This window comes from Campylobacter sp. IFREMER_LSEM_CL2090, assembly GCF_025771865.1.
Lineage (GTDB): Bacteria > Campylobacterota > Campylobacteria > Campylobacterales > Campylobacteraceae > Campylobacter_D > Campylobacter_D lari_D.
In genome coordinates this window covers 24,396-48,587 of the sequence record NZ_JAKMRA010000006.1, presented here as the reverse complement: position 1 = coordinate 48,587, position 24,192 = coordinate 24,396, and the positions used below count along the sequence as shown (strand labels likewise).

Annotated in this window: 24 protein-coding genes; 4 read left to right on the top strand and 20 right to left on the bottom strand. The window is 30.2% G+C overall.

Translation table 11 applies throughout. The features are described from left to right. Nucleotides 1-33 precede the first annotated feature (33 nt). Nucleotides 34-1,104, bottom strand: coding sequence for a Fic family protein (locus tag L8V85_RS04695; protein WP_263676359.1), 1,071 nt, complete (start codon nt 1,102-1,104; stop codon nt 34-36). Between the two features lie 180 nt (nt 1,105-1,284). Between L8V85_RS04695 and L8V85_RS04690 the strand changes: the two genes are divergently transcribed. Beyond that, nucleotides 1,285-2,367: an NAD(P)-dependent alcohol dehydrogenase gene (locus L8V85_RS04690; RefSeq protein WP_263737567.1), complete on the top strand. Its 1,083-nt coding sequence runs from the start codon at nt 1,285-1,287 to the stop codon at nt 2,365-2,367. On the opposite strand, the gene L8V85_RS04685 is transcribed toward L8V85_RS04690, so the two are convergent. The 4 genes from L8V85_RS04685 to L8V85_RS04670 all read right to left on the bottom strand — a co-directional run bounded on the left by L8V85_RS04685 (nt 2,364) and on the right by L8V85_RS04670 (nt 5,822). Next, complete coding sequence (locus L8V85_RS04685; RefSeq protein ID WP_263665587.1) at nt 2,364-2,816, bottom strand: lipocalin family protein; 453 nt, start codon at nt 2,814-2,816, stop codon at nt 2,364-2,366. The two genes, L8V85_RS04690 and L8V85_RS04685, sit on opposite strands and share 4 nt — an antisense overlap. Next, nucleotides 2,813-3,142: a MarR family transcription factor RrpA gene (rrpA, locus tag L8V85_RS04680; protein ID WP_263737566.1), complete on the bottom strand. Its 330-nt coding sequence runs from the start codon at nt 3,140-3,142 to the stop codon at nt 2,813-2,815. Before rrpA ends, L8V85_RS04685 begins: the two co-directional genes overlap by 4 nt. 226 nt (nt 3,143-3,368) lie before the next feature. Next, nucleotides 3,369-5,090, bottom strand: a complete 1,722-nt coding sequence (locus L8V85_RS04675; protein WP_263737565.1) for a GMC family oxidoreductase — start codon at nt 5,088-5,090, stop codon at nt 3,369-3,371. Between the two features lie 3 nt (nt 5,091-5,093). Beyond that, nucleotides 5,094-5,822 carry a gluconate 2-dehydrogenase subunit 3 family protein gene (locus tag L8V85_RS04670; protein ID WP_039625404.1) on the bottom strand — a complete coding sequence of 243 codons (729 nt, stop codon included), beginning with the start codon at nt 5,820-5,822 and terminating at the stop codon, nt 5,094-5,096. A 234-nt stretch (nt 5,823-6,056) separates the two neighbouring features. On the opposite strand from L8V85_RS04670, the gene L8V85_RS04665 reads away from it, so the two are divergent. Then, nucleotides 6,057-6,641 (top strand): NAD(P)H-dependent oxidoreductase, encoded by a 585-nt coding sequence (locus L8V85_RS04665; protein WP_133319433.1) that lies wholly within the window; start codon nt 6,057-6,059, stop codon nt 6,639-6,641. Here L8V85_RS04665 and L8V85_RS04660 read toward each other — a convergent pair. The 6 genes from L8V85_RS04660 to lgt form a co-directional block, all read right to left on the bottom strand. Next, nucleotides 6,631-8,448, bottom strand: a complete 1,818-nt coding sequence (locus L8V85_RS04660) for a dynamin family protein (protein WP_263737564.1) — start codon at nt 8,446-8,448, stop codon at nt 6,631-6,633. The genes L8V85_RS04665 and L8V85_RS04660 overlap by 11 nt on opposite strands. Next, complete coding sequence (locus L8V85_RS04655; protein WP_263737563.1) at nt 8,438-10,663, bottom strand: dynamin family protein; 2,226 nt, start codon at nt 10,661-10,663, stop codon at nt 8,438-8,440. Before L8V85_RS04655 ends, L8V85_RS04660 begins: the two co-directional genes overlap by 11 nt. Further along, the gene (locus tag L8V85_RS04650; protein WP_012661078.1) at nt 10,641-11,366 is read right to left on the bottom strand and encodes a fumarate reductase iron-sulfur subunit; all 726 of its coding nucleotides are present in this window, start codon (nt 11,364-11,366) and stop codon (nt 10,641-10,643) included. The genes L8V85_RS04655 and L8V85_RS04650 overlap by 23 nt, the downstream gene beginning before the upstream one ends. Beyond that, nucleotides 11,359-13,350, bottom strand: a complete 1,992-nt coding sequence (locus L8V85_RS04645; RefSeq protein ID WP_220566271.1) for a fumarate reductase flavoprotein subunit — start codon at nt 13,348-13,350, stop codon at nt 11,359-11,361. Before L8V85_RS04645 ends, L8V85_RS04650 begins: the two co-directional genes overlap by 8 nt. After that, nucleotides 13,334-14,113 (bottom strand): fumarate reductase cytochrome b subunit, encoded by a 780-nt coding sequence (locus L8V85_RS04640; protein WP_070255907.1) that lies wholly within the window; start codon nt 14,111-14,113, stop codon nt 13,334-13,336. Before L8V85_RS04640 ends, L8V85_RS04645 begins: the two co-directional genes overlap by 17 nt. Nucleotides 14,114-14,190: 77 nt before the next feature. Continuing rightward, complete coding sequence (gene lgt, locus L8V85_RS04635; protein ID WP_263664654.1) at nt 14,191-15,006, bottom strand: prolipoprotein diacylglyceryl transferase; 816 nt, start codon at nt 15,004-15,006, stop codon at nt 14,191-14,193. Nucleotides 15,007-15,078: 72 nt separating this feature from the next. On the opposite strand from lgt, the gene L8V85_RS04630 reads away from it, so the two are divergent. Then, a complete protein-coding gene (locus L8V85_RS04630) occupies nt 15,079-15,876 on the top strand; it encodes a membrane lipoprotein lipid attachment site-containing protein (protein WP_263737562.1) in 798 nt (265 codons plus the stop codon). Here the strand turns inward: L8V85_RS04630 and L8V85_RS04625 are convergent. Genes L8V85_RS04625 through L8V85_RS04600 form a run of 6 tightly spaced genes read right to left on the bottom strand, consistent with a single transcriptional unit; the run spans nt 15,863 to nt 20,052 of the window. After that, complete coding sequence (locus L8V85_RS04625; protein ID WP_070255897.1) at nt 15,863-16,402, bottom strand: hypothetical protein; 540 nt, start codon at nt 16,400-16,402, stop codon at nt 15,863-15,865. The genes L8V85_RS04630 and L8V85_RS04625 overlap by 14 nt on opposite strands. Continuing rightward, the gene (locus tag L8V85_RS04620) at nt 16,386-16,940 is read right to left on the bottom strand and encodes a hypothetical protein (protein ID WP_220566268.1); all 555 of its coding nucleotides are present in this window, start codon (nt 16,938-16,940) and stop codon (nt 16,386-16,388) included. The genes L8V85_RS04625 and L8V85_RS04620 overlap by 17 nt, the downstream gene beginning before the upstream one ends. Further along, nucleotides 16,937-17,902 carry a hypothetical protein gene (locus tag L8V85_RS04615; protein ID WP_263737561.1) on the bottom strand — a complete coding sequence of 322 codons (966 nt, stop codon included), beginning with the start codon at nt 17,900-17,902 and terminating at the stop codon, nt 16,937-16,939. Before L8V85_RS04615 ends, L8V85_RS04620 begins: the two co-directional genes overlap by 4 nt. Before the next feature lie 5 nt (nt 17,903-17,907). Beyond that, nucleotides 17,908-18,531, bottom strand: coding sequence for a lysophospholipid acyltransferase family protein (locus L8V85_RS04610; protein WP_263676352.1), 624 nt, complete (start codon nt 18,529-18,531; stop codon nt 17,908-17,910). Further along, nucleotides 18,515-19,813 carry a tRNA (N6-isopentenyl adenosine(37)-C2)-methylthiotransferase MiaB gene (gene miaB, locus L8V85_RS04605; RefSeq protein WP_263737560.1) on the bottom strand — a complete coding sequence of 433 codons (1,299 nt, stop codon included), beginning with the start codon at nt 19,811-19,813 and terminating at the stop codon, nt 18,515-18,517. The genes L8V85_RS04610 and miaB overlap by 17 nt, the downstream gene beginning before the upstream one ends. Next, nucleotides 19,810-20,052, bottom strand: coding sequence for an HP0268 family nuclease (locus L8V85_RS04600; RefSeq protein ID WP_070255886.1), 243 nt, complete (start codon nt 20,050-20,052; stop codon nt 19,810-19,812). Before L8V85_RS04600 ends, miaB begins: the two co-directional genes overlap by 4 nt. 123 nt (nt 20,053-20,175) lie before the next feature. On the opposite strand from L8V85_RS04600, the gene nusA reads away from it, so the two are divergent. Beyond that, the gene (gene nusA / locus L8V85_RS04595) at nt 20,176-21,267 is read left to right on the top strand and encodes a transcription termination factor NusA (protein WP_070255882.1); all 1,092 of its coding nucleotides are present in this window, start codon (nt 20,176-20,178) and stop codon (nt 21,265-21,267) included. Here the strand turns inward: nusA and L8V85_RS04590 are convergent. The 3 genes from L8V85_RS04590 to L8V85_RS04580 are packed head-to-tail and all read right to left on the bottom strand — an operon-like array spanning nt 21,264 to nt 24,127. Next, nucleotides 21,264-21,617, bottom strand: coding sequence for a membrane protein (locus L8V85_RS04590; protein WP_039627957.1), 354 nt, complete (start codon nt 21,615-21,617; stop codon nt 21,264-21,266). The two genes, nusA and L8V85_RS04590, sit on opposite strands and share 4 nt — an antisense overlap. Then, on the bottom strand, nt 21,614-22,987 hold the full coding sequence (locus L8V85_RS04585) for a cytochrome P450 (RefSeq protein ID WP_263737559.1): 1,374 nt from the start codon (nt 22,985-22,987) through the stop codon (nt 21,614-21,616). Before L8V85_RS04585 ends, L8V85_RS04590 begins: the two co-directional genes overlap by 4 nt. A gap of 9 nt (nt 22,988-22,996) precedes the next feature. Next, a complete protein-coding gene (locus tag L8V85_RS04580; RefSeq protein ID WP_263737558.1) occupies nt 22,997-24,127 on the bottom strand; it encodes a DUF829 domain-containing protein in 1,131 nt (376 codons plus the stop codon). Nucleotides 24,128-24,192: the final 65 nt, after the last annotated feature.

Genomic DNA, 24,192 nt, shown 5'->3' with positions numbered 1-24,192 from the left:
AACAATATATTACATATTGTAATTTTTACTCTATCAAAAAATCCCTTTTCTAAAAAGTCCTAAAAGTTTTGTATTAATGTAATAATTATTTCTACCTATTTTAACACATTCTAAAACCCCTAATTTTTCACAAATTTTAAGATATTTTGAAGCACTCTGTCTTGAAATATCTAGTTTTTTTATTAAAAAATCTATTTTTGTATAAGGGTGAGAAAACAAAAGTTCCACAAAATCTTTACTATAAAAATTTGTTTTATTTTGCAAAATATCACTTACATCGTTCATCATTTTTTCTATTATAATGATAGTTTCAATTGTCTTTATGGCAGTTTGCTCTACACCTTTTAGTATATATTCTATCCATTCTAAAACAGCACCTTCATCGCGTACTTTTTGCAAAAGAGTGTAATATTCATCTTTATTTTTAACTATATAAGCACTTAAATATAAAATAGGCAAATCCAAAAGCCCTTTATACACTAAATAAAGTATATTTATAATCCTACCTGTTCTACCATTTCCATCATAAAAAGGATGTATACTTTCAAATTGATAATGAATAATTGCCATTTTTACTAAAAAATCAAGTTCATCTAGAGTATCATCGTTAATGTATTGCTCTAAATTTTTCATAAGTTTTTGTATATCATCAAAATTTTGTGGTGGTATATGCTTGATTTCACCTGTAATAGGATTTTTGAGCATGGTTCCACTTTGTTTTCTAAAACCTGCATTATTCCCTTCTAACCTTTTTTGAATTTCTAAAATATGAGCATTTCTTAATAATTGCTCTTTTTTTAAAAGCTCATATCCTTTTTTTAAAGCATTTTCATAGTCTTTTACTTCTTTTGTTGCCCTTGTGAGTTTCTTTTCATCAATTTTAGATAAAAAAAGCTCATCGTGAGTAGTAATAATATTTTCTATCTCACTTGAATCTTTAGCTTCTTGCAAAATTAAAGCATTGATTAAAATATTTGGGTTTGGAATGCTTTTACTAAGTCCATTTAATTCGGCTAATTTTCTTGAAGCTTTGATGATAAGGTTATAAATATTTGCGTTTAATTTTATATCTAAAGGTAGTTTTGGCGGTATAAACTCTTTCATGTTTTTTCCATATGTTAAAATTTATAAAATTTTTTAACATTATAAAAAAATATGTTAAAAAAATCAAAAATTTTTAACATATTAATTCTACACACCTTTAGTATAGTATCTTACTTTATTTTCCCTATTGCAATAAAAACCTAGCTTTAATATAATTTCAAAAACCACAAAGGAGAGAAAATGGACTCAAAAATCTTTTTAGAAAATGGTCGTGTTAAAAGTAAAGGTTATGCTATGCTTAGCAAGGATTCTAAATTCACACCTTTTGAATTTACACGCCATAAAGTAGGTAAAAACGACATCTTAATCGCTATCAAGTACGCAGGAATTTGCCATAGCGACATACACACTGCAAGAAGCGAATGGGGCGAAGCAACCTACCCTTGTGTACCTGGGCATGAAATAGCAGGAGAAGTCATCGCAGTGGGTGAAAATGTGAGTAAATTTAAAGTAGGTGATTTTGCTGGGGTTGGGTGCATGGTCAACTCATGTGGGGAGTGCGAAGCATGCAAAAAATCTCAAGAGCAATTTTGCGAAAATGGTAAAACCATCTACACTTATAACTGCAAAGATGTATTTCATGATAATGAAAACACCTATGGAGGCTACTCAAACAACATCGTAGTAAGTGAAAAATTTGCTATCAATGTACCCAAAAATGCTCCACTTGAAAAGATAGCACCTTTACTTTGTGCAGGTATTACTACCTACTCACCGCTTAAATTTTCAAACATCAAAGAAGGCTCAAGTGTAGCCGTAGCAGGGTTTGGTGGGCTTGGTATGATGGCAGTAAAATATGCTGTAAAAATGGGGGCAAAAGTAAGTGTTTTTGCAAGAAATGAAAACAAAAAAGCGCAAGCTCTAGCTATGGGAGTGAGTAATTTTTATACTAGTACAGATAAAAGTGCGGTAAAAGAAAGATTTGACCTCATCATCTCTACTATACCAACCCCTTATGATCCGCTAGCTTATATAGATTTGTTAAAATTTGGTGGTGAGATGGCTATAGTAGGATTACCTCCGCATGAAGTAAGTCCTAGCATTAACATCATTCACTTTGTACATAAAGCAGGTAAAAAAGTATATGGCTCGCTTATTGGGGGCATTAAAGAAACTCAAGAAATGCTTGATTTTTCTTTAGAACATGGAATTTATCCTGAAATTGAACTCATCAAACCAAGCGAGATTGACAAAGCTTATGAAAACCTCACTTCAGGAAAAGCCAAATTCCGCTATGTAATCGATATGAGTGAGCAGGATTAATACTCATCAAAAATCACATCACTAGTATCAAAACCTCTTTGCTTGGCTATTTCAAGCAAAGAGTTTATTTGCTCTTTTGCTAAAATCTCTCTTGATAAAATCCAAAGATATTTTTTATCAGGACTACCTACGATAGAAACTTGATAATTTGTATCAATGTAAATAATCTCATAATTTGGCTTGTTAAAAACATTCATAAAAATACTAAATTTAACCGCTAAAGATCTTGGAGATTTTACCCTAGCTTTGCCATTTGCTTGAGAGATTTCTCCATTTTCTTTTGTGCATATATTTTTAACTTTGATTATAGGTGTAGAGCCTTCATACTCTAGCTCATATTCTGCCTTGGCACTTTTGCAAGTTTTTTGAAAAAAAGCAGGTTTTCTAGCCATTTCTAGCCATGTGCCCATGTATTTTTCTAAATTTATACCATCTAATAATTCTATCATTTTTCTTCCTTTTGGTTTACCTCACCCCAATCACACATTGCTTGTAAAATAGGGATTAAACTTTGACCTTTTTTAGCAAGGCGGTATTCTACTTTTGGAGGGATTTGTGGGTATTCTTTACGCGTGATTAAATCATCATTTTCAAGCTCTCTTAAAGTATGTGTTAAAGTCTTAAAAGAAATATTGCCAAGATATCTTTTAAGTTCATTATATCTTACTACTTCATAACGAAATAAACAATATAAAACACTCATCTTATACTTTCCCGAAATCAAAGATAAAGTATAATTAAATCCGCATTCCGTAAAATAGCACTTTTCTTCCATATACTTTCCTTTTATATAGCATCATGCTTTTTTATATTATAATCCAAAATCATTTTTTATCAAAATGAAAACAAATTAAAAATGGTTTCGATGTATTTCATCACAAATCTTATCATTGCTGCTATTGTTGGTGGGGCATGCAGGGCTGCGCTTCATTTATGGAAAAAGAAAAAAGAAAAAGATAGTAGTGAAAAATAATATGTGAAGCAAAATGCTTCACATATATCTATACTAATTGTCTATCATTTTTATGATATTTTAAAATACCCTCTGCACAACGATAAGCCAAAGCTCCAACTGTATCAGTAGGATTATATCCGCTATTGTGCTGAAAATTTCCTGCACCCACAACAAAAAGATTATCCATATCCCAATGTTGCAAATAAGTATTAACAACACTTGTTCGAGGATCAGCACCCATAGTAGTTCCACCCGTATTATGTGTAGATTGATAAGGCACAATACTATAATCTTTTAAATAAGTTCCTTTTTTAATTGATCTCACTCCTTGCATTTTTTTAGCTACTTCAGCTGTTTTATCTGTTATAAATTTATGCAAAGCACGATCTTGATCTGTAAAATTATAAGTAAGTCTTACAAGTGGCGTTCCAAAAGCATCTTTATAGGTTGGATCTAAACTCAAATAGTTACTTTTATGTGGTAAAGATGCGCCTTGCCCTCCCACTGTAATGGCTCTTGTAAAATTATAGTTTAAAGCTTTTTTAAATTCAGCTCCCCAACTTGGAGTTCCTTTTGGCAGAGGAGCTGATTGGATAGGGCGATTTCCAAGTTGCACACTATAAATCATAGCTCCGTGTAAAAACTTCTCTTTTGAGTGATCAAAATTATCCCCATTATAATCATCGCAAGTTGTACCCAAAGCACCTGAACCCATATATGTATTAAATTGCTCATCAAAAAATGCTGTTGTTCCCATATTGATTTGATAACAATAGTTTTTACCTAAAGTACCTTTGCCTGTATTTGGATCGTATTGCTCACCTATACCACTTACCATTAAAAGCTTAGCATTGTTAAACATATAGCTTGTAAGCACTACAATATCTGCTGGCTGAATATACTCTTTCATAGTTCTAGTATCTACAAACCTAACTCCTGTAGCTTTGCCATCTTTTTTTAGTATTTCTATAACATTACTATGAGTTCTTATAGTATATTTTCCTGTACTCATGGCTTTAGGTATGACAGTATTAATAGGACTAGCCTTAGCACCATACTCACAACCAAAACGCTCACAATAAGCACAATATTGACATGGGGCTAGATCTTGACCATCTGGATTAGTATAACCGCCTTTTGAATTAGCCGCAGGTAATCTAAATGGATGTAATTTCATTTCTTTTGCAGCTTTTTCGAAGCGTTTAAGCATTTTAGTATTTTCTAAAGGTTCTTGCGGATAAGGACTTGATCTAAACAAACCCATTTTTTCAGCAAGCGGGTTTTCTTCTCCACAAATTCCACAGATTTTTTCAAACTTATCATAATAAGGTTCCATATCTTTATAGGTTAAACCCCAATCTTGCAAAGTATAATCATCGCCTAATTTATTGCCATATCTTTCAAAACTTTTTGTTTTAATCTCAAAATCATAAGGTAAAAATCTAAAGGTCCAACCATTCCAATGAACCCCTGCACCACCAACATTACTTCCAAGTAAAAAAGATCCCATTTTTCTATATGGTAAGGCTAAACCATTGACATTATGGCGAAAAGTTACTGTATCTTTTGAACAATCTTGCATTAAACCATAGTTAATACCATATCTCCACTCATCATGAATCATTGCAAAATTTTCCGTAGTTTGCATCATACCACGCTCTAAGCTCAAGACAGTCAAGCCAGCCTTGGTAAGCTCTGCTGCAACTATACCACCTGTCCAACCAGCCCCTACTGTTACCACATCTACTTTTTTTAATACTTCTACCATAATTTATCCCTCCATATCAGCTAAGCTCATAGGCTCTATGTCAAAAAACTCATCGCTTGTAATCTTGTCAATATAACTCATTTGAGCACCAGGATATTGCATCATTCTCCATCCATTTTTATTATCATTACCACCATAAATTGGATCAGACAAAACTCCAGCTATTGTCATATCTCTTAAAAGAGTAAAAAATTCAGAAGATTTAAATCCTATGAAATCGATTTTATTTTTTTCTAAATCAACTAAAATTTTATCTTGATCAACTCCTTTTAAAGATGAAAAAGTTTTTTTATAGCGCTTTTGAGATATTATTTCCAAAGCTTTAACACCCTCTAAGAAAATCTCATTGCGTTTCATTGGGGTTTGATAACCTTGCTCGGCAATTCCTTCTATAAATGGTCCTTGTAAGTATTCTCTATCATTATAACCATAAGCTGAAGCTAATTGATTATCAATAAAATAAGGCACACCTAAGCCTATAGCACCATCACCTTGCTCATCTTTTGGATAAATTCTCTCACATGCTGCACTTAGATTATCAAAATCGGTCTGCACTTGAAAAAACATTTTTCCTCTTATTTTATTTGAGCTTCCTTGTGCTTTCTTGTGTGCATGAGTTAATTCTGCAGCATGCAATATAGCTCCACCACTCATAGTACTAGCAGCAACCACACCGCCACCCAAAAGACTTAATTTAAAAAAATTTCTACGATCAATGACATTATCTTGCATATCTTCCTCCTTTTTATTGACAATATCAAATCATATCAATTCTATTCCTTGATTTTTTAATATAGTCTTAAATAAAAAAAATAATACTATTTTTGTATTATTTTAAAAAAATCAATCATAAAAAGTAACATATTTGTTTTAAACTTTCTTATAATATAGTATCTTACATAAACTTCGGCATTGAAATATAGTTATAGTTAAATTATAATTTTAAAAAACATAAAAAGGAAAAATATGCAAAAAGTATTATTATTAAATGGTGCAAAAGAATTTGGACACTCCAAAGGAAGACTAAACACAAGCTTGCATGAGCTTGCACTTAAGACTTTACAAGAACTTGGTTTACAAACCCAACAAACACACATAGATCAAGGTTATAACACAAACGATGAGGTAGAAAAAATTCTAAATGCTGATGTTTTGATTTGGCAAATGCCTGGTTGGTGGATGGGAGAGCCTTGGATAGTGAAAAAATACATTGACGATGTTTTCACAGCAGGACATGGAGTGTTTTATAAAAACGATGGTAGAAGTCATAATGAACCTACTAAAAATTATGGCACAGGTGGGCTTTTAAAAAATAAAAAATACATGCTTTCGCTAACTTGGAATGCTCCAATGCAAGCTTTTGATGATGAGAATGAATTCTTTAATGGAGCCGGAGTTGATGGAGTGTATTTACACTTTCACAAAGCACATGAGTTTTTAGGAATGAGTGCTTTGCCTACTTTCATAGCAAACGATGTAATCAAAAATCCTCAAGTACAAGAATATTTCACAAATTATAAAGCGCACTTAGAAAAAATTTTTAAAGCTTAGAAATTTGGGATTTGATGCTAGAAATCATTGATTTTTTAGCCTCAAATTCACTTTTTAAATTCAAAATAATCTGTCTTTTAGTCTCAATAAAATCAACAAAACTTTGCATATAATTTTTATAAATTTTTAAAACTACAGGCTTATTTAAAAGCAAATCTTCAAATTCATATACATTAAGCTCGGTTAATACTCTTTGATGTACTTCACTTGCTTTAGGATGATACAAGCTAAACTCAGTGCTATCAAGCTCGTAAAATTCTTTACTTGCATTCATTTTAGTACTAAAAAATCCCAAAGTAAGTTTAGTAGCACTTTCATAATTTGCCAAAGCCTTTAGATTAAGCTTTTCTAAAAATAGATCAAGTTCAAGTTGGCTTTTAAACAATAATTGTTTAAAATCTTTTAAAAAAAGTTCTTCACTAGCACTAGCAAAGCTTCTAAAACTAGCAAATTCTTTTTCACTTTCTAAGGCATTTTCTTTTTGTAAATTTGAAAATTGAGCCTTAAAAAGCAAAATTTGCTCTTCTAAATGAGTAAAAAATAAGGAAAAATCATCTTTAATTTGACTAAATTCTAAAGCGATTTCATTTTTTAATATTTTAAATTCCTTATTCATTGCTTCAGAGTTATAAAACATAGCCAAAAACGCATCATCACTTGAAAGATATGGTGCTTTATAAGCAACTTTTTCATAAAGATTTTTCTTAAATAAACCCTTAGCTTCTTTATAATAACTACTATCTTTTTCTTTGATAAATTTTAAAATTTCTTGAGCAATTTTTTCTCCAACAAGTTTTAATTTATCTAAGCAATTATAATTTAAAATTTTGATTTTTTGCTCTAGCTTGCTTGTTTTGAAAGTTTGCAAAATAGTATTAAATTTAAGCTCTAATTGCTCTAGCGCATTTTGAAATAAATCATATTGATTTGACAAAAGCTCGCATAAATTACTAAGTTTTTCTTTAATAAAATCTTTTTTAATGCACTCATAATCAAGTTCTTTTAAATACTCATAAAGCAAAGGTAAATTTGACTTTTGCAAATCAAATTTTGCTTCTTTGCATGAAATTGCGATGATTTTTTCAAAATACTTATCAAAAACTAAATGTGCATAATTTAAAACATTTTCTAGCTCATCTTGACTTAACTTGTCTTTTTGATTAAGCACGCAAATTCCACCACGCTCTAAAAGCTTAGCATTTGCCTTTATAGCATCTTCTTCACTTTTTTTACCTGCATTATCAATCAAACTAAGCCAAATAGCACTATGCATAAAAGAAAGCTCTTTAAAAGTAGTTAGCGTATCGGTGGTGTTTGCATTTAAACCTGGGGTATCTATAAGTGTGATATCTTTTAAAAGTTCAATAGGCGCAAAAAGGTGCAAACTTTTAGTTTCTTTTAACTCATTTCTTTGATCGCTAAATTTAGAAAGTTCGTCTATATCAACAATCTCATCACTGCCATCTTCATATTCAACTCTTAAAAAATACTCCTTAGCATAGCGTAAAAAAGTAGGCTTAAAAGTCACTGGCACCACGCCTGTTGGCAGGCATTCTTTTTGTAAAATTAAATTTAAAAGCGTAGATTTACCACTAGAAAATTGCCCTATAATGGCCACATTAATGGCTCTTTTATAGCTAGCTATAATCATTTCAAGATCTTTTAAAAAGACATCATTTAAATGCAAACTCGGTTCTAAAAATGCATTTTTGATTGCTAAAATCTTTCCTTCAAAACTATCATCAAAGCTTTTACAATAAGCATTTTCATAAGCTTTTAAAAATTCATTAATCAAATCATTTTGCATTTAAAAGCTCCGTTTTTAAAGTCTTTAAACTTTGTAATTTTGTATTATTTTTTTCTAAAAGTTCTTTGGAGTTTTGCTCGTTTTGTTCTATTTGTAAAATCAAGTCTTTTAAGTCTTTGATTTGCTCTTCTTGTTCTTTTTCGTATAAATTTAAACTAAATTCTAAATTAGTAAAAAATTCTTGATTATTTTTTAAATCTAGAGCGATTTTTTCTATATTGAATGTTTGTAATTTTTCTAAAATTTGATTTTCTAAAGAGCTTTCTAATTTATAAATATCTTGCGTGGATTCTAAATTTTTTAAAAGTCCTGCTTTTAATGCCATAAAAAGATCATTGGTAAAAATGCTTTCTATTTTTGTTTCAACCTTACTTTTAAAATCATCACAATTTTGCTCTAAAATAGCTTTTAAAAAATCATATTTCACACTTAGTGTGGTTTTAAGCTCATTAATTTTATACTCACTTTGCTGTTTTAGCTCTCTTAAAAGATCAAAAATTCCATCTTTTAAAGTCATATCAATGATAGTATTTAGTCTTTGAGTGTTGTTTTTGATTTTATTATTTTGATTATATTTTAGCTCATCTATAAGTTTTTCTTTTAATTTCTTAGCTAGTAAATGCAAAAGTGTTAAAATCTCTTGAGTATTTTCATCTTTTGTGCTAAAAATAGCACTTAGCTCTGCTTTTACTTGCATTAATTTTTCTTTTTTTGCTTTAAAATCATTGATAATAGTTTGATTTTGCTTATCAAGCTCAAAGCTTTCATAATTTAGCATTTTATTAGAAAATTTAATTTTTTCTTCTATTTTTTCTAAATGTAATAATAATTCTTTTTTATAAGCACTTAGAGCAATTTTGTTTTTATCATATAAGCTTTTAGCTATAAGTTCTTCTAGTGTTAAAATATTACTTTGTTCTAAATTCCCACCTTTTTTTTGATAAAAATCATTAGCTAATTTTGAAGAAATACACACAAAATCTAAATTATCTAATAATTCTTGGCTAAGCTGCTTTTGTACTAAATTTTCTTTGAGTTTATTTTTAGTATAGCTAATTACTTCTTGCAAGTCTTTTTGACTAAGCAAGTCAGCCTTAGTAAGCACAATCAAAAGCTTACTTACCCTTGAAGTTAGCAAACATTCTATAATAAAATCACAATCTTTTTGACTAAGACTTTGAGAAGCATTCATAAGGTGAATTAAAAAGTCAGCCTTGCTTATATAATCTTTTGTTAAAAGTTCTCTTTGGATAATAACATCATCAAGTCCTGGAGTATCAACTATACAAACATTATCTTTTAAAAAATCAAGCGATGAAAAAAGCTCTATTTTTTTAATAAGTGCTGAGATTTTGTTTTTTGCGCTAGTATAATTTTTTAATTCTTCAATTTTTATTTCTATATTTTTATTTTCTTTTTCAAGATATTCATTTAGATTAAAATTTTGCTCGAGTTGTTTTATAAGTTCTTGCATGTCTTGATTATCTTTAGAGCTTTTTAAAATATCTTGCCATTCTTCATCATTCCAAAAATATATCTTAGCTTTTTGGTCTTTGCCGTATTTTAAAACACTCAAATTTGCAGTTTCAGGCACATTAGATACACCTAAAAAATCTTTTTTTAAAAGTGCATTTAGCATGCTTGATTTACCTGCATTTACCACACCCGTTACCGCGATAGAAAAATCAATATTACCAAATTTAACCAAAGCTTCTTGTAAGAGTTTTTGAGCTTTTTCATCCTCGCAAAGCTCTTGTAAGTTTTGATTAATGAGATCTAGTGTTTGATGTGAGTTTTTAACTTCTTGCTTGTAATCTTTTTGAATAACTTTTTGCCTAGATACAAAAGCACATATTAAAGTATTATTGGTGATTTTTTGAAGTTTTTCCAAAGCTTTTAAAAGCTCGTTTTTGTCTAAAATTCCCAAATTTAAAGCATTAATAAAACAAACCTGTGCATACTGTATACCATAAAGATCTAAGCGTAAATTTAAACTTTTCATCAAATTTTTAAATTCATTTAAAGCGCTAAATCTTTCATAATTATCAAGATTAGTACTTAAAAGAATTGCTGCTTTTTGAGCATCAATTAAACTTTCATCAAAAAGTGTATTTGTATCAAGATAAACACTATGATTTTGCCAAATTTGTTTTAGTAAGGTTTTAAGTGCCCCCTTTTCTTGGGGGCTAGGATTATTTGTTTCTTTGAGCGACAAGCTGTCTTCTCATATAAGCAATTTTACTTTGTAAAGGTAGTTCTTTTGGACAATTATCTTCACATGCAAGTAAAGACATACATCCAAATACACCATCATCATCGCCCACTAATTCATAAAAATCCTCTATAGTTCTGTGATCATGTGGATCTTGTAAATATCTAGCTGTTCTTAAAAGCCCAGTAGCTGCGATAAAGTCAGGTCTCATCAACTTAGTCGCACAAGAAGCAACACAAATTCCACACTCTATACAACGATCAAGTTCAAAAGTCTCATCAGCAACTTCTGGCTCAATACGCTCTTCAAGTTTAGAAATATCTGTTTCTTTTTCATTATGCACCCAGCTTTCAACGCGCTTACACATACCATCAAACCACTCACCTGTATTAACACTCAAATCTTTAATATGTCTAAATGCAGGCAAAGGCATAAGCTCTATAACGCCATCTGGATAGTCTTTTGTCAATGTTTTACAAGCAAGTTTTGGCTTACCATTGATCATCATAGCACAGCTTCCACAAATCCCTGCTCTACATACAAAGTCAAAACTCAAATCCGCATCCATTTTTTCTCTGATTTGAGTTAAGCACACAAAAATCGTCATAAATGGAGTTTCTTCAAGCTCATAAGTAACAAAATGAGGCTTAGAAATTTTACTTAATGGATTATATTTAAATGCTCTTATTGTTAATTTTCTACTCATAATCAACTCCTATTCTTTGATTTGGCGCTTTAAATTTAGCTTGCAATTCATAAGGCATTAAAGCATGTTGAATTTCATATCTACCTTTGCCTTCTGCTTCCATTTTTTCACGGATCGCATCAACCTCAGCTTGGCGTTTTTCACTTAATGGGTTTTCAATGATATTTCCTTTAGCACCATAACCTCTAAATGCAGGTGGGATTTCCATTTTCATAATGTCAAGATCTTCATACTCAACTCTAGGCATACTTTCACCTTCTACCCAGTAAGTATTTGTTCTTTTCATCCAATTTAAATCATCTCTTTTTGGATAATCTTCTCTATAATGAGCCCCACGGCTTTCTGTTCTTAAAAGTGCACCATAAGCAACACATAAAGCAATTTTTAGCATTCTTGGAACTCTGTAAGCTTCTTCAAGCTCTGGATTTGCACATTTTAATTCTTTATCATGCACTTTTAGATCAAGTGATTTATGATATAACTCTTCAAGTTCTTTAACCGCTTCTTCAAGACCTTGACCTGTTCTAAAGATAGCTACTTTTTCCCACATAATGTCTTTCATTCTGTTTTTGATTTCAAATACATCATGTTTTCCTTCTTTACTTACAAGAGATTTTAAATAATCATACTCTTTAGAAAGGAAAGATTTAACGATGTTTGTATCAATTTCTGAACCATTTTCTTTACAATATTGTGCAAAATAATCCCCTACGATCATACCTGCAACAACAGTTTCTGAACATGAATTTCCACCCAAGCGGTTAAATCCGTGCATGTCCCAACAAGCTGCTTCACCACATGCAAAAAGACCATTTAGCCATTGACTTTCACCGGTTGGTTTTGTTCTAATACCACCCATTGAGTAATGTTGCATAGGTAAAACTGGTGCCCAGCCTTTTGGACCCTCATCAGCAGGATCAATACCATTAAATGTTTTACAAATATCTTGAACATCGCGAAGATTTTTTTCAACATGAGCACGACCAAGGATAGAAATATCAAGCCATAAATGATCTCCATAAGGGCTTTTTACCCCTTTTCCTTTTCTAATATGCTCCATCATTCTACGACTTACAACATCCCTACTTGCAAGTTCTTTTTTCTCAGGCTCATAATCAGGCATAAAGCGGTAACCATCAACATCTCTTAAGATACCACCATCACCTCTACAACCTTCAGTTAGTAAGATACCACTTGGCACGATTGGAGTTGGATGAAATTGCACTGCTTCCATATTTGAAAGTCTACAAAGTCCAGTTTCAAGTGCAATAGCAGCTCCTGTTCCCTCACAAATAACAGCATTTGTAGTTTGTTTATAAATTCTACCATAACCACCTGTTGCAATCATAGTTCCTCTAGCAACATAAGCAATTAATTCTCCATTAGTTAAATCTCTAGCAATAGCTCCTAAACATTTTTTACCATCATGAATTAATCTTACTGCTTCCATTCTATCAATGATTTTAACTTGATGTTTAATCGCTTCATTTGCCACACCATATAACATACAATGCCCTGTTGCATCAGCTATATAACATGTTCTCCATTTTTTAGTACCACCAAAGTCTCTTGCATTTATAAGACCATGCGCTTCTTCTTTTTCTTCGATAGTAGTTTTTTGAGCGTTTATAACAACAGTTCTAGGTCCTTTTGTAACTCTAGTCCAAGGCACACCCCAAGCAGCAAGCTCACGAACCGCTTTTGGAGCAGTTTGCGCAAACATTCTAGCTACTTCTTGATCACAGCCCCAGTCAGATCCTTTTACTGTGTCAGCAAAATGCACATCTTCATTATCACCTTCGCCTTTTACACTATTTCCTAAACTTGCTTGCATACCACCTTGTACAGCAGCTGAGTGAGATCTTTTAACTGGACAAATACTTAATAAAGTTACACTCTGACCACTTTTTGCAACTTCAATAGCAGCTCTTAAACCTGCAAGACCACCACCAATAACTAAAGCATCACTATATTGTATGTTCATATTTAGCTCCATCATAAGTTTTTACTATTTGTGCTACAGAGTTGTTTTGGTAATTATTAAGACCTATTTTTGCAAAAGCAGCTAAGCTTAATACACCTAAAACTAAGAAGAAAATACTAATAAACCATTTTGCTTTTTTAAGTTTTTTACGACTTTCTTTTGCATCTTTACCTTCAAACCAACCCCATTTTACACATAATCTATATAAACCAATACTTCCATGCAACTCAACACAGATTAATAAGGCAATATAAAATAACCACATAAAATGACTTACCACTCTATCGCCTGACATATCAGCACTGATTTTATCTGCATTAGTTATAACAAAAATCAAATGCGCTGAACCTAGGAAAAACATTACAAAACCAGTTGCAGCTTGAACCCACCATAAAGAAGAATCACCATGATTCATATATTTTAAGTGTGTTCTACAAAGTTGATATTGTCTAAAATTGATAGGAAATTTTCTCATTGCAAGACCTGCATGCACAAAGAAAATCACTAAAACACAGGCGGCTAAAAAAGAAGTGATGTAGCTCATCATAGGGCTATCAATGATAAATTTTAGTTCCAAAAAGTGAACTACTGAATCAAAAAAATCATCACTAACCAAAATGGTAGAAACGAAAAACATATGTGCCCACATAAACAAGCCTAAAATCAAGCCTGTTGCACTTTGAATATAGTCAAGTTTTGCTGGCATTTTGCTTTTTTTGCCATCAACACTCTTGCCTAAAAAACCTTCAATGAGTTGGCTCATATTTACTCCTTTAAAAAGTTGATAATTTATAATATCGGAGCAATTATAGAACTTTTATTCTTAAAAAAAATAAAAATTTATAAATTTTTTTTAATATTTCTTAAATAAAAAGATAAAATTAGTCCTAATAAAAACATTATAATACTTAAAATTTGGCCCATACTCATACCAAAAGCAACAAAGCCTATACCAAAGTCAGGCTCTCTATAAAACTCACAAACAAAACGCGCTAAAGCATAAAAAATTGTATAATAAGCAATAAGCTCTCCATTGTATTTTTTATATTTTTTTATCAATAATAAAATGATAAAAACTATAAAACCTTCTAAAAATGCTTCATAAAGTTGCGAAGGATGACGCAATATCCCATCTACATAAATACCCCAAGGTACATCCGTAGCTCTACCAAATAGCTCTTGATTTAAAAAATTTCCAATACGCCCAAAAATATAACCACATGGCACACTAATAGCAACCAAATCTAAATATTTCCATAAATTTTGTTTATTTTTTTTACAAAAAGCATAAGTTGCTATTAAAAATCCTATAACAGCGCCATGATAACTCATACCTCTAATTCCTACAAATTCTCCATTATAAAAAGGATTAAAAATTTGCCAAGGATGCGTAAGATACCATAAAGTATTTGCATCATAAATTAAAATATAACCCAATCTTGCACCTAAAATTACACCAATTTCAACCCATATAAAATAACTATCAAGCATAGCTTTTGAAATTCCCATATTGTCTTTAATAGCATAGTATTTTGCAACCATTAAAGCAACAAGTAAGGCTAATACATACATAATACCATACCAATGCACTTTTAAACCAAAAATTTCAAAAGCCACTACATCAAAATTTGCATAAATATTTTGCCAAAATTCCATAAAAAAGCCTTTATAATAAAACACATAATATAGCAAAAAATTGTATAATTATAAAAATAACAAGGAGAGAAAATGAAAAAAATATTATTATTTTTTAGCATAATTTTATTTTTAAGTGCTTGCACTGGTAATCAAAAAACTTATTATATTTCTATGCCAAGTTTTAAAAGTTCTTTTGAAGAACATAACAATACAAAAGAAAATAGCCCAAAAGTTAAAATCAATGAAATAGAAATTATTAAAAATACTTTTTATAGTTCTTATTTTGAACAATCTACCCTAAATCAAAGAATCAATAAAAGCCTAGAATTACTAAAAAAACAGCTATTTAAAGATAGTAAAGCACTATTAGAAAGCAAAGGATATACTATAGATAATGAAAATCCTGATTATGTTTTTAATATTACCATCAGTGCTAACTTATATGAGGATAAAGTTACAAGAAATTCAAGTCTTGGAGGCGATAGTGTAGAATCTTCTTTTATGATTATTTTAGAAGCTCAAAGTCATTTAAATAATTTGCATCAAGAAGATACTTTCCAAAGCACAACAAGTTCAGCAAAATTAAATGATCCTATTATTTTAAACTATCCTATAAAAGGTCAAGCAAGTATAGAAAGTTTTAGACAAGTTTATAGTGCTGTCCCAACCCAAGTAAATGAAAGTCTTGCAGCTAGTGCTTTGGAAATTGATAAAGTTTTTATTGCTTTTTACAAAGAAATCACTTCTAGTTTAAAAACCAATATAAAAGAAAACAAGGAAGAATCAAAAGCACAAGAAAATTTAGAAGCTCAAGATATAAAACAAGATAGTAAAAAGGAAGAAAAAATCTCTCCTTATCAAAATAATGAAGTAATTATTTTTGAATAGCTAAAGCATGAAACACTTTGATTCTAAATTTAAGATCAATGTGTTTTTCTTCTGATTTAAATTCAACAGGCGTACTTATTTCTATTAAATTTTTATATCTTTGTAAATCATTTAAAAAAGAATAAAAAGCTTGTGGATTTTTCATCTTTACGCTAACTCCAAATTGATATTTTAAATATTCTTGTCTTTTTTTAATAGGAATAAGATTTATTTTGACATCATCAAAATAATTTTTCATAAAATCCATTAATTCTTTTTGAGAAAATTCCGCATTGATTTGAGCTAAATTTTGCGCGTTTGTACTTTGAAAATCTCTAATAACCTTTTCCAAAGCTTGTAATTCATTTAATGCTTTGGTATTTTGAATTTGTTGAGCGGCTAATCTGGAATGTTCGATTTTATAATCCTTCAAAAAAGGTACAATTAAGAATAAAATCAATATTGCACAAAGTGCAACAAATGAAAAAGAATAAATCAATATCTTTAATATATCAGCTTCTTCTAAGCTCTTATCTTTTTTGTTCATACATTTCCTCTGGTATAGTAATATTTACACTAACAAAGCGATACCACCCATTTTCTAATTGATAATAGCTTGTTTGAGAATTTGAAAAAATACTTCTTAATGGGGCTTCTAACAACAAAGCAAACATTTCTTTAGTAGGTGTAATACCTCTTAAAATAAGCGACCTATCTTCCATTAAAACCTCATCTAAAGATATATTTTTAGGCACTAAAGTAAAAAGGTTTTGAATACTTTTTAATAAAACTTTATTTTTACCATTCTCTCGTTCTTGTTCTAAATCCCCTAAAATCATTTCTGCTTTATTATTTTGTCTTACTAATTCTTGATATTTAAGTTTATTGGAATTAATTTGAGCTATGATTTGAGCCAATTCTTTTTTCTTATCATCAAGTTGCACAGATGCATAGTAGCTTTTAAAAACAACAACAATAAACACCACAAAAATCAAAGACACACTAATACTAGTAAAATAAATCCAAATTCTAGTAAAAAGATTAAAAACTGGTTTTATCTTCGGCTTTATTAAACTATATCTCATAGCTTCAAATCCTTAACTACAAGCTCATTCATCAAATTTAAAGTATCTATAAGCTCTACTTTTGGCTTTATAAAAAGCTCATTTTCTAAATAATCTAGCGAGGTTGCACTAAAACTTTCCTCATCAAAAATTACAATTTCTTCTAAAAAACTATTATCATACAAAGGATTATGATAAAATTCTTTTACACTTGAAATGATGTATTCTATCATTTTCATATCTGAACTAAAATTTTCTAAAGATTCCATAGGAAGCTGTTCTTCATTCTCATCTAAATCTTCAAGCTTATCAAGTTCTTTACTCATCTCTTCTAAACTTTTTAAATCATAATTTTGCTCATTTTCTTCCTCTTGGCTTTCATCATCAATTTGCAAATCAAATTCTTCCTTAATATCATCAAAAAAATCAACTTCGTCATAATTTTGACTAGCTATATTAAAATAACTTCCAAATAATATAATCTCATTTTTACAAATTAACATCGCAACAAAATCATGATATCTATACACATAAAGGCCTATTTTTTCTTCAAAACCTCTATTTGCTATACAATGATAAAGCAAAGAAAAAGGTGAGTAAAGCAAATCTAAACCACCAAAAGCCTCATAATCTTCTTTGTAAGAACTCAAAGATTGATTGGAAATATACAACAAAGCATTATTAAAAGGAATACATTTAACATTATTTGCTTCTACTCCAAAATTAGAAAGCTCTTTAAAATTTGAACTTGGCACAACGCCTTGAGCAATAGGTGTAAAAAAAGTACAAATATAATAAATTTGAAAGTCTTTACTTAAATTTTTAACATATTCTATTGCTTTTTCTTTATCTTCAAAACTTTTTTCAAAAGTATCGACTGGTTGAGATTTTTTCCAAGTATGACATCTTATAATGTATTGTTTTTCATCATAACAAATACAAATTAAAAGCTGTAAAATATACTTTCTAAAAAAAGATAACATGGTGTTTATCCTTTATCTATTTGACTTATCATATCAAATTTTTCTTTTATCAATACTTTAGCTTCTTCTAAATTCAAATTTTGTATTTTGATTTCTTCACTTAATCTATAAGTAATCTTAGAAAAAGGCTTAGGTAAAATCATTTTATCCCAACTTTTAAATTCCCAAAAAGAACTTGCTTCATAATTTAGCAAAAAAAGTGGAGCATTTTTTTTAAAAGCTATCATCACAGAACCATCTGAAACACTATGATAAGGTCCTCTTGGCCCATCTGGAGTGATAATCACATCATCGCCTTGATCTAAAATTTTAAAAGATTGTTTCAATAAAGCCAAGGCACCTTTGCTTGTGCTACCTCTTAAAGTATCCAAACCAAAAAAAGCAATATTTCTAGCAATGATTTCTCCATCTTTATGATGTGAAATCATCACATAAGCTTTTTTTCCTTTAATACCCATTTTACGATAAGCAAAAGGCATTAGAGCAAGACGCCCATGCCAAAAAAGTATCACACATGATCTTTTTGGAAGCTTTTGCCCTAAATAAACCTTTCTACAAGTTAAAAAAATTAGCCATTGTAATAAAAAAATTCCAAAAGCTAAAAGATTAATCTTAAAGGATTTCGCCATTTAACACCATACGCCTAGGATTGGTGATTTTTACTTTTTTCATTTGTCCTAATAACTCTTCACTGCCTTTAACTTGAATCAAAAAGTTATTATCACTTCTACCTGCTACAAAACCTTCACTTCTTAATTCTTCAAATAAAATTTCAAATTCTTTATCTTTTTGTTTTACAATAATTTCATCTAAAATTTCTGTATGTCTTGCTTGTAAAACACTCAAGCGTTTTGAAGCTACATCATCAGGAATTTGATTTGGCATAGTTGCAGCTTTAGTTAATGGTCTTTTAGAGTATTTAAAAGAAAACATTTGCTCAAATCGCACTTTTTCAAGTACATCCATAGTATCTTCAAAATCTTTATCACTCTCACCTGGAAAAGCCACAATCACATCAGTAGAAATACTCACATCTTTACACATAGAACGAAGTTTCAATGCTCTATCTAAATACCACTCTTTAGTATAACCGCGTTTCATAGCTTTTAAAATTTCACTTGAACCACTTTGTAAAGGCATATGCATAGACTTACATACTTTAGAATTTTTAGAAAAAATCTCTAAAAATCTATCATCCATATGCAATGGATGTGGGCTTGTAAAGCGGATACGCTCTAAACCTTCAATTTCACTTAACTTTTCCAAAAGATCTGAAAAATTAATCTTTTCATGAGCATTAGAAAATCTTTTGCCGTAATTGTTAACATTTTGTCCTAGTAAAAAAATCTCTTTAGCACCCTTAGAAACAGCTTTCAATGCTTCATTTTTAATAATCTCAAAAGGTATAGAAATTTCATCTCCTCTTGTGTGAGGCACTATACAATAAGTACAATGTTTATCACAACCTATGGAGATATTAATATAGGTCTTATAAAGGCTATTTCTAAAATCTGCAAAAGCATAATTACTCTCATCAAAATCTATATCATTACCTAAAAATTTTGGAGTATTTACAGCCTTTGTGATTTTAGAAACATTTCTAGCGCCCAAAACAAAATCCACACTAGGAGCACGCTTAAAAATCTCATCTCCCAAATGTGAAGCAGTGCAACCACAAACTCCTATTTTAGCACCATTTTTTTTGATTTTTTCAAAACTTCCAACTTCTGAAAAAAGCTTATGTACAGGCTTTTCACGCACCGAGCAAGTATTGATTAAAATCAAATCTGCTTCTTTTGCATCTTGAGTTAATTCATAATTTTCTTTTTCTTTAAGTTCAGCTATCATATGCTCTGAATCACGCACATTCATAGCACAACCTAAAGTTTGTATAAAAAGTTTTTTACTCAAAGAATATGTACCTCATACATAAAATCTGCATCATCTAAACCATATTTGATTGTTCTATGATAAACACATTTTCCTTTTTTTTCAAAATGCTCTACTAAAGCGATTAATTGCTTATGGGCATTGTCTTTATCAAAATAGAAAAATTTTTGACCTTCTTTATCCACAGCCTTTTCAATACTTTCTAAACTTATACTTTTTGGCTTTTCATCAACAGAGGTTCTTGCTATTTTTAAGTCCATATCATCATCCTCAAGTTTTTTTAATCTGAAATTATAGCAAATTTTACTTTTAATTAAACTTATTAAAGATATAATTTTATTCTTCAAACTTTTAAAATCCAAAATTAAGGTTGTATTGTCATTATGGAAAAAATCACAGATATAATTGAATCCATTGCTAATGAGAAAAATTTACAAATAGAAGATGTAAGAGAAAGAGTTAAAAAAGCACTTATTAATACTGCTAAGAAAATTTATGGTGATAAATACGAATTTTTTGTTGATTCGGGTAAAAATTTGCAACTTTATCAAAAAATCATCGTAGTAGCTGATAATGATGAAAGATTAGAAAATGAAAATGAGCATTTTATCGCTTTAAGTAAAGCAAGGTCTGAAGCTAAAGATGTAGAAATTGGCGATGAGCTAACTTATGAATGTTCTTTGGAAAATTTAGGCCGTACTGCTGTAAATATCTTACATAAAGAATTAGAATATAACATTCAAAAACTCTTAGAAGAAAAAATCTATGAAAAATACCAAAAAATGGTAGGACATATGGTTTTTGGTAGCGTAGTAAGAGTAGATAGTGAAGAAAATACTTATGTGGAAATTGATGAGTTTCGTGCATATTTGCCTAGAAAAAATCGTATCAAAGGTGAAAAATTTAAAGTAGGCGATGTGATTAAAGCTGTTATTAGACATGTATATATTGATAAATCGGGTATGAGAATGGAACTTAGTAGAACTAGCCCTAAATTTCTAGAAGCTTTATTAAAAGCTGAAGTTCCTGAAATCAAAGATGGCCTTATAAATATTTATGCAAGTGCAAGAATTCCAGGCGAGAGAGCAAAAATCATCTTGCAAGCTAATAGCCCGAGTGTTGATGCAGTAGGAGCAACTGTGGGTATAAAAGGAGTTAGAATCAATGCTGTAAGCAAAGAATTAAAAAATGAAAATATTGACTGCATTGAGTATTCTAATGAAATGGCAATTTTAATCACAAGAAGCCTAGCTCCAGCCATTATAAACTCAGTTAGTATCGAAGATAAAAAAGCTATTGTAACGCTAAATAGCGAACAAAAAAGCAAAGCCATAGGAAAAAGTGGTATTAATATACGCCTAGCTAGCATGCTTCTTGGATATGAGATAGAACTTAATGAAGTAAATAATGAAGATAAAACTAATAACCAAGAAGAAGCGTTTAAAAACCTTAAAGCTTTATTTGGAGAAAATTAAAGCTGCTTACCGACAGTTTGCTCGGTAAGCTTTCTTTCTAAAACTAAATCCACTATAGGTTGTTCTCTTTTATTTGCCTTTTGGCAGTGATTTTTATCAAAAAAATCTGTGATTTTAATAACTATTTTAGCCCATCTTTTATCACGCTCTCTCCAAGCATGGGATGATAAAGACTCCCAAGCATAACCATTAAACAAAGTAGCATTGACAAAATGATCAAGCGCTCTCACACCTTGTCTAACCCTAGCAGGATTACCAAAAGTACCCACTATAACAATAAAAAGATAACTAATCACCGCCAAAGGAACGATAGCGCAAAGTAGTATAGTTCCTGCTAATTTTTCTTTCATTTTTGCCTTTTTATAAATCTTATATTCATACCATTTGCCGATCTTATAGTAAGTCTTCCTACTATATCAGGTATAAAATTTTCTTCTAATTCTAACTTATAAGTCCTTAAAATATTAGCTAAAATCAAAACAGCCTCTTGCATAGCAAAACCCTGCCCTATACACACACGCTCTCCCATACCAAAAGGCATATAAGTGTCTTTTTTAATCTTGCTTTTATCTTCATGGCGACTTGGATCAAACTCATGTGGATTTTCCCAAAAACTATCATGTCTATGAATAAGCCATGGAGCTACCACTACACCTGAACCTTTTTTAATAAGCTTATCTCTCATTTTGTTATCATTTCTTGCTTCTCTAGCAAAAAAGCCAACTGGTGGATAAAGTCTTAAGCTTTCTTTAAACACATTTGTAAGATATTTCATTGCTCTAATATGTTCTATTTTAAACTCTTCATCACCCGCAACTTGCATGATTTCTTCATAAGCTTTTTGTTGCTCATTTGGAGAAATACTTAAAATATATAGTGTCCAAGTTAGTGAACTTGCAGTGGTTTCATGGCCTGCTAAGAAAAGCATGGCAACTTGGTCTAAAATTTCATTAAAAGAAAATCTCTCATTAGTATCTGCATCTACCACCATAAGCAATGATGATAAAATATCTTCATATTTTCCTTGATCATTTAGGGCATTATCATATCTTGGCTTTATAATATCTGATAAAACCTTGCGTATAACTCCACCTGCTTTAAGTCTTTTTCTCTCACCTAAAAGATTTGAAAGCCAAGTTGGGAAGCGAAACATTCTTCGCATAGCTGTTTTAACTGTTTCTTCTTGCACAGTTACAAAAGCATCTAAAACAAGTTTACCTTTTTGCTCATCAAGTTTTGATGACATGATAGTTCTAAAAATCACATCTGCAGTCACAAAAGTCATAGCTTCATCTACTTCTATAATCGCTTTATCTTCATACTTTGCAAATCTTGCCATCATATCAGAAGCCGCTTCACTCATCAAATTAAAAACCTTAGAAATCCTTGTCATTTCAAAAGAAGGTCTTAAAAGTTCTCTTTGCTTTTCCCATACTCTATCATTAGTTGTAAAAATACTTATACCTAAAAGTGGTTCTAAAAGCTCATGCAAAAGTTGACTTTTTGGATATTCTCTAACCTCATCTACCATAATGCGTCTAACTTCTTTTGGATCATTTACTACATATAGATCAAATCCAGGCATTTTTACTCTACCCATCATCATCTTATAGCTTCGCTCATAAAGTCCATCAAGCCAAGATCTTCTTTTTAGTAAAAAAGTAGTTAATGTAGAAGCTTTATTTTTATAAGGCTTTGGATGAAAAGGACACTGACCCATGTTTTCCTCCTATTTGATTTTTTCTTCTAATTTATTTTTACCTATGATAAATTCAAAAAAGTTATACACCCCTTGAATTTGCGTGGCAAATAAATATAAAAAATGTGCTTTGTATTTATCTTTTTTGATTTTTTTATAATCTTTGCTTTTATATAAGGTATGAAATTTAGCCGAAAGGTATTTTGGACTAAATTGTGCTTTTACTCCGCTTGTGCGTATAAAATCAACTTGTGCAAAACAAGCTCCATCAATAATAGAAGTAAAATCATACCATATTAAATTTTTACTTCCTAAATACTCTAAATCTTTTCTAAACCCAAAAGATCTTTTTTGATAGCTTACTAAAGGTATACACTCACCTAAAGTTAAAACCTTTAAATTTTCAAAAGAAATATTTTCTTTTTCGCATTTTCTAAGCACTTTTGCTAAAACATTTATACAAAGTACTGTTCCTACACTATGTGCGCTTAAGATGAGCTCATAGTTTTTATCATTTACATTTTCTTTTAGTTTTTCAAAAACAACTCTAGCAAAATCATCCATTCTTAACTCAAGCGCACCTTGAGAATTTTTCTCCCAGTTTGCACAAAAAGAACAAATTCTAGCTATCCAAAAAACAGCTAATTTCTTGCCTAATTTATAAAGCATTTTTGGCAAAAATACTAATGATAAAATAAAGGCTAAAATTCTCAAAACAATATGAAAATTTTGCAAATAAAATAAGCTTCCAAAAGCACAAAATAAAGTAAAAATCAAACTCAAAAGTACATAAAAAAATGGATAATAGCCTGTGATAAGTTGATGTGGGGATTCTTTACCAAATTTTAAAAAAAGTCCTGTGATGGTATAAATTCTAAAAAAACTATAACAATCGCTCAAAGCATCTTTTATACCTTCTGACCAGTTTTTTTTAACTATATCATTCCAGCTTAAAAAGGTGTAAGAAGTACTTATATATGGGGTTTGAATTTGCCAAAAAGGATAAATATTAACTTGAGCTTTTGATAAAGTATAATCATAATTTAAAAGTTTATTTTGCTCGGCTAAATTTTTTTTAAACATAGCATAATAATGCCTATATCCTCTAGGATCATAACCAGCTATATAAAAAACATCTCTTTTTTGACACAATTTATCCATTAAAATCCCAAATAAACTCAAAATGAATTTAAAAATATAGCTAAAGTTGTTATCTTTGTCAAATG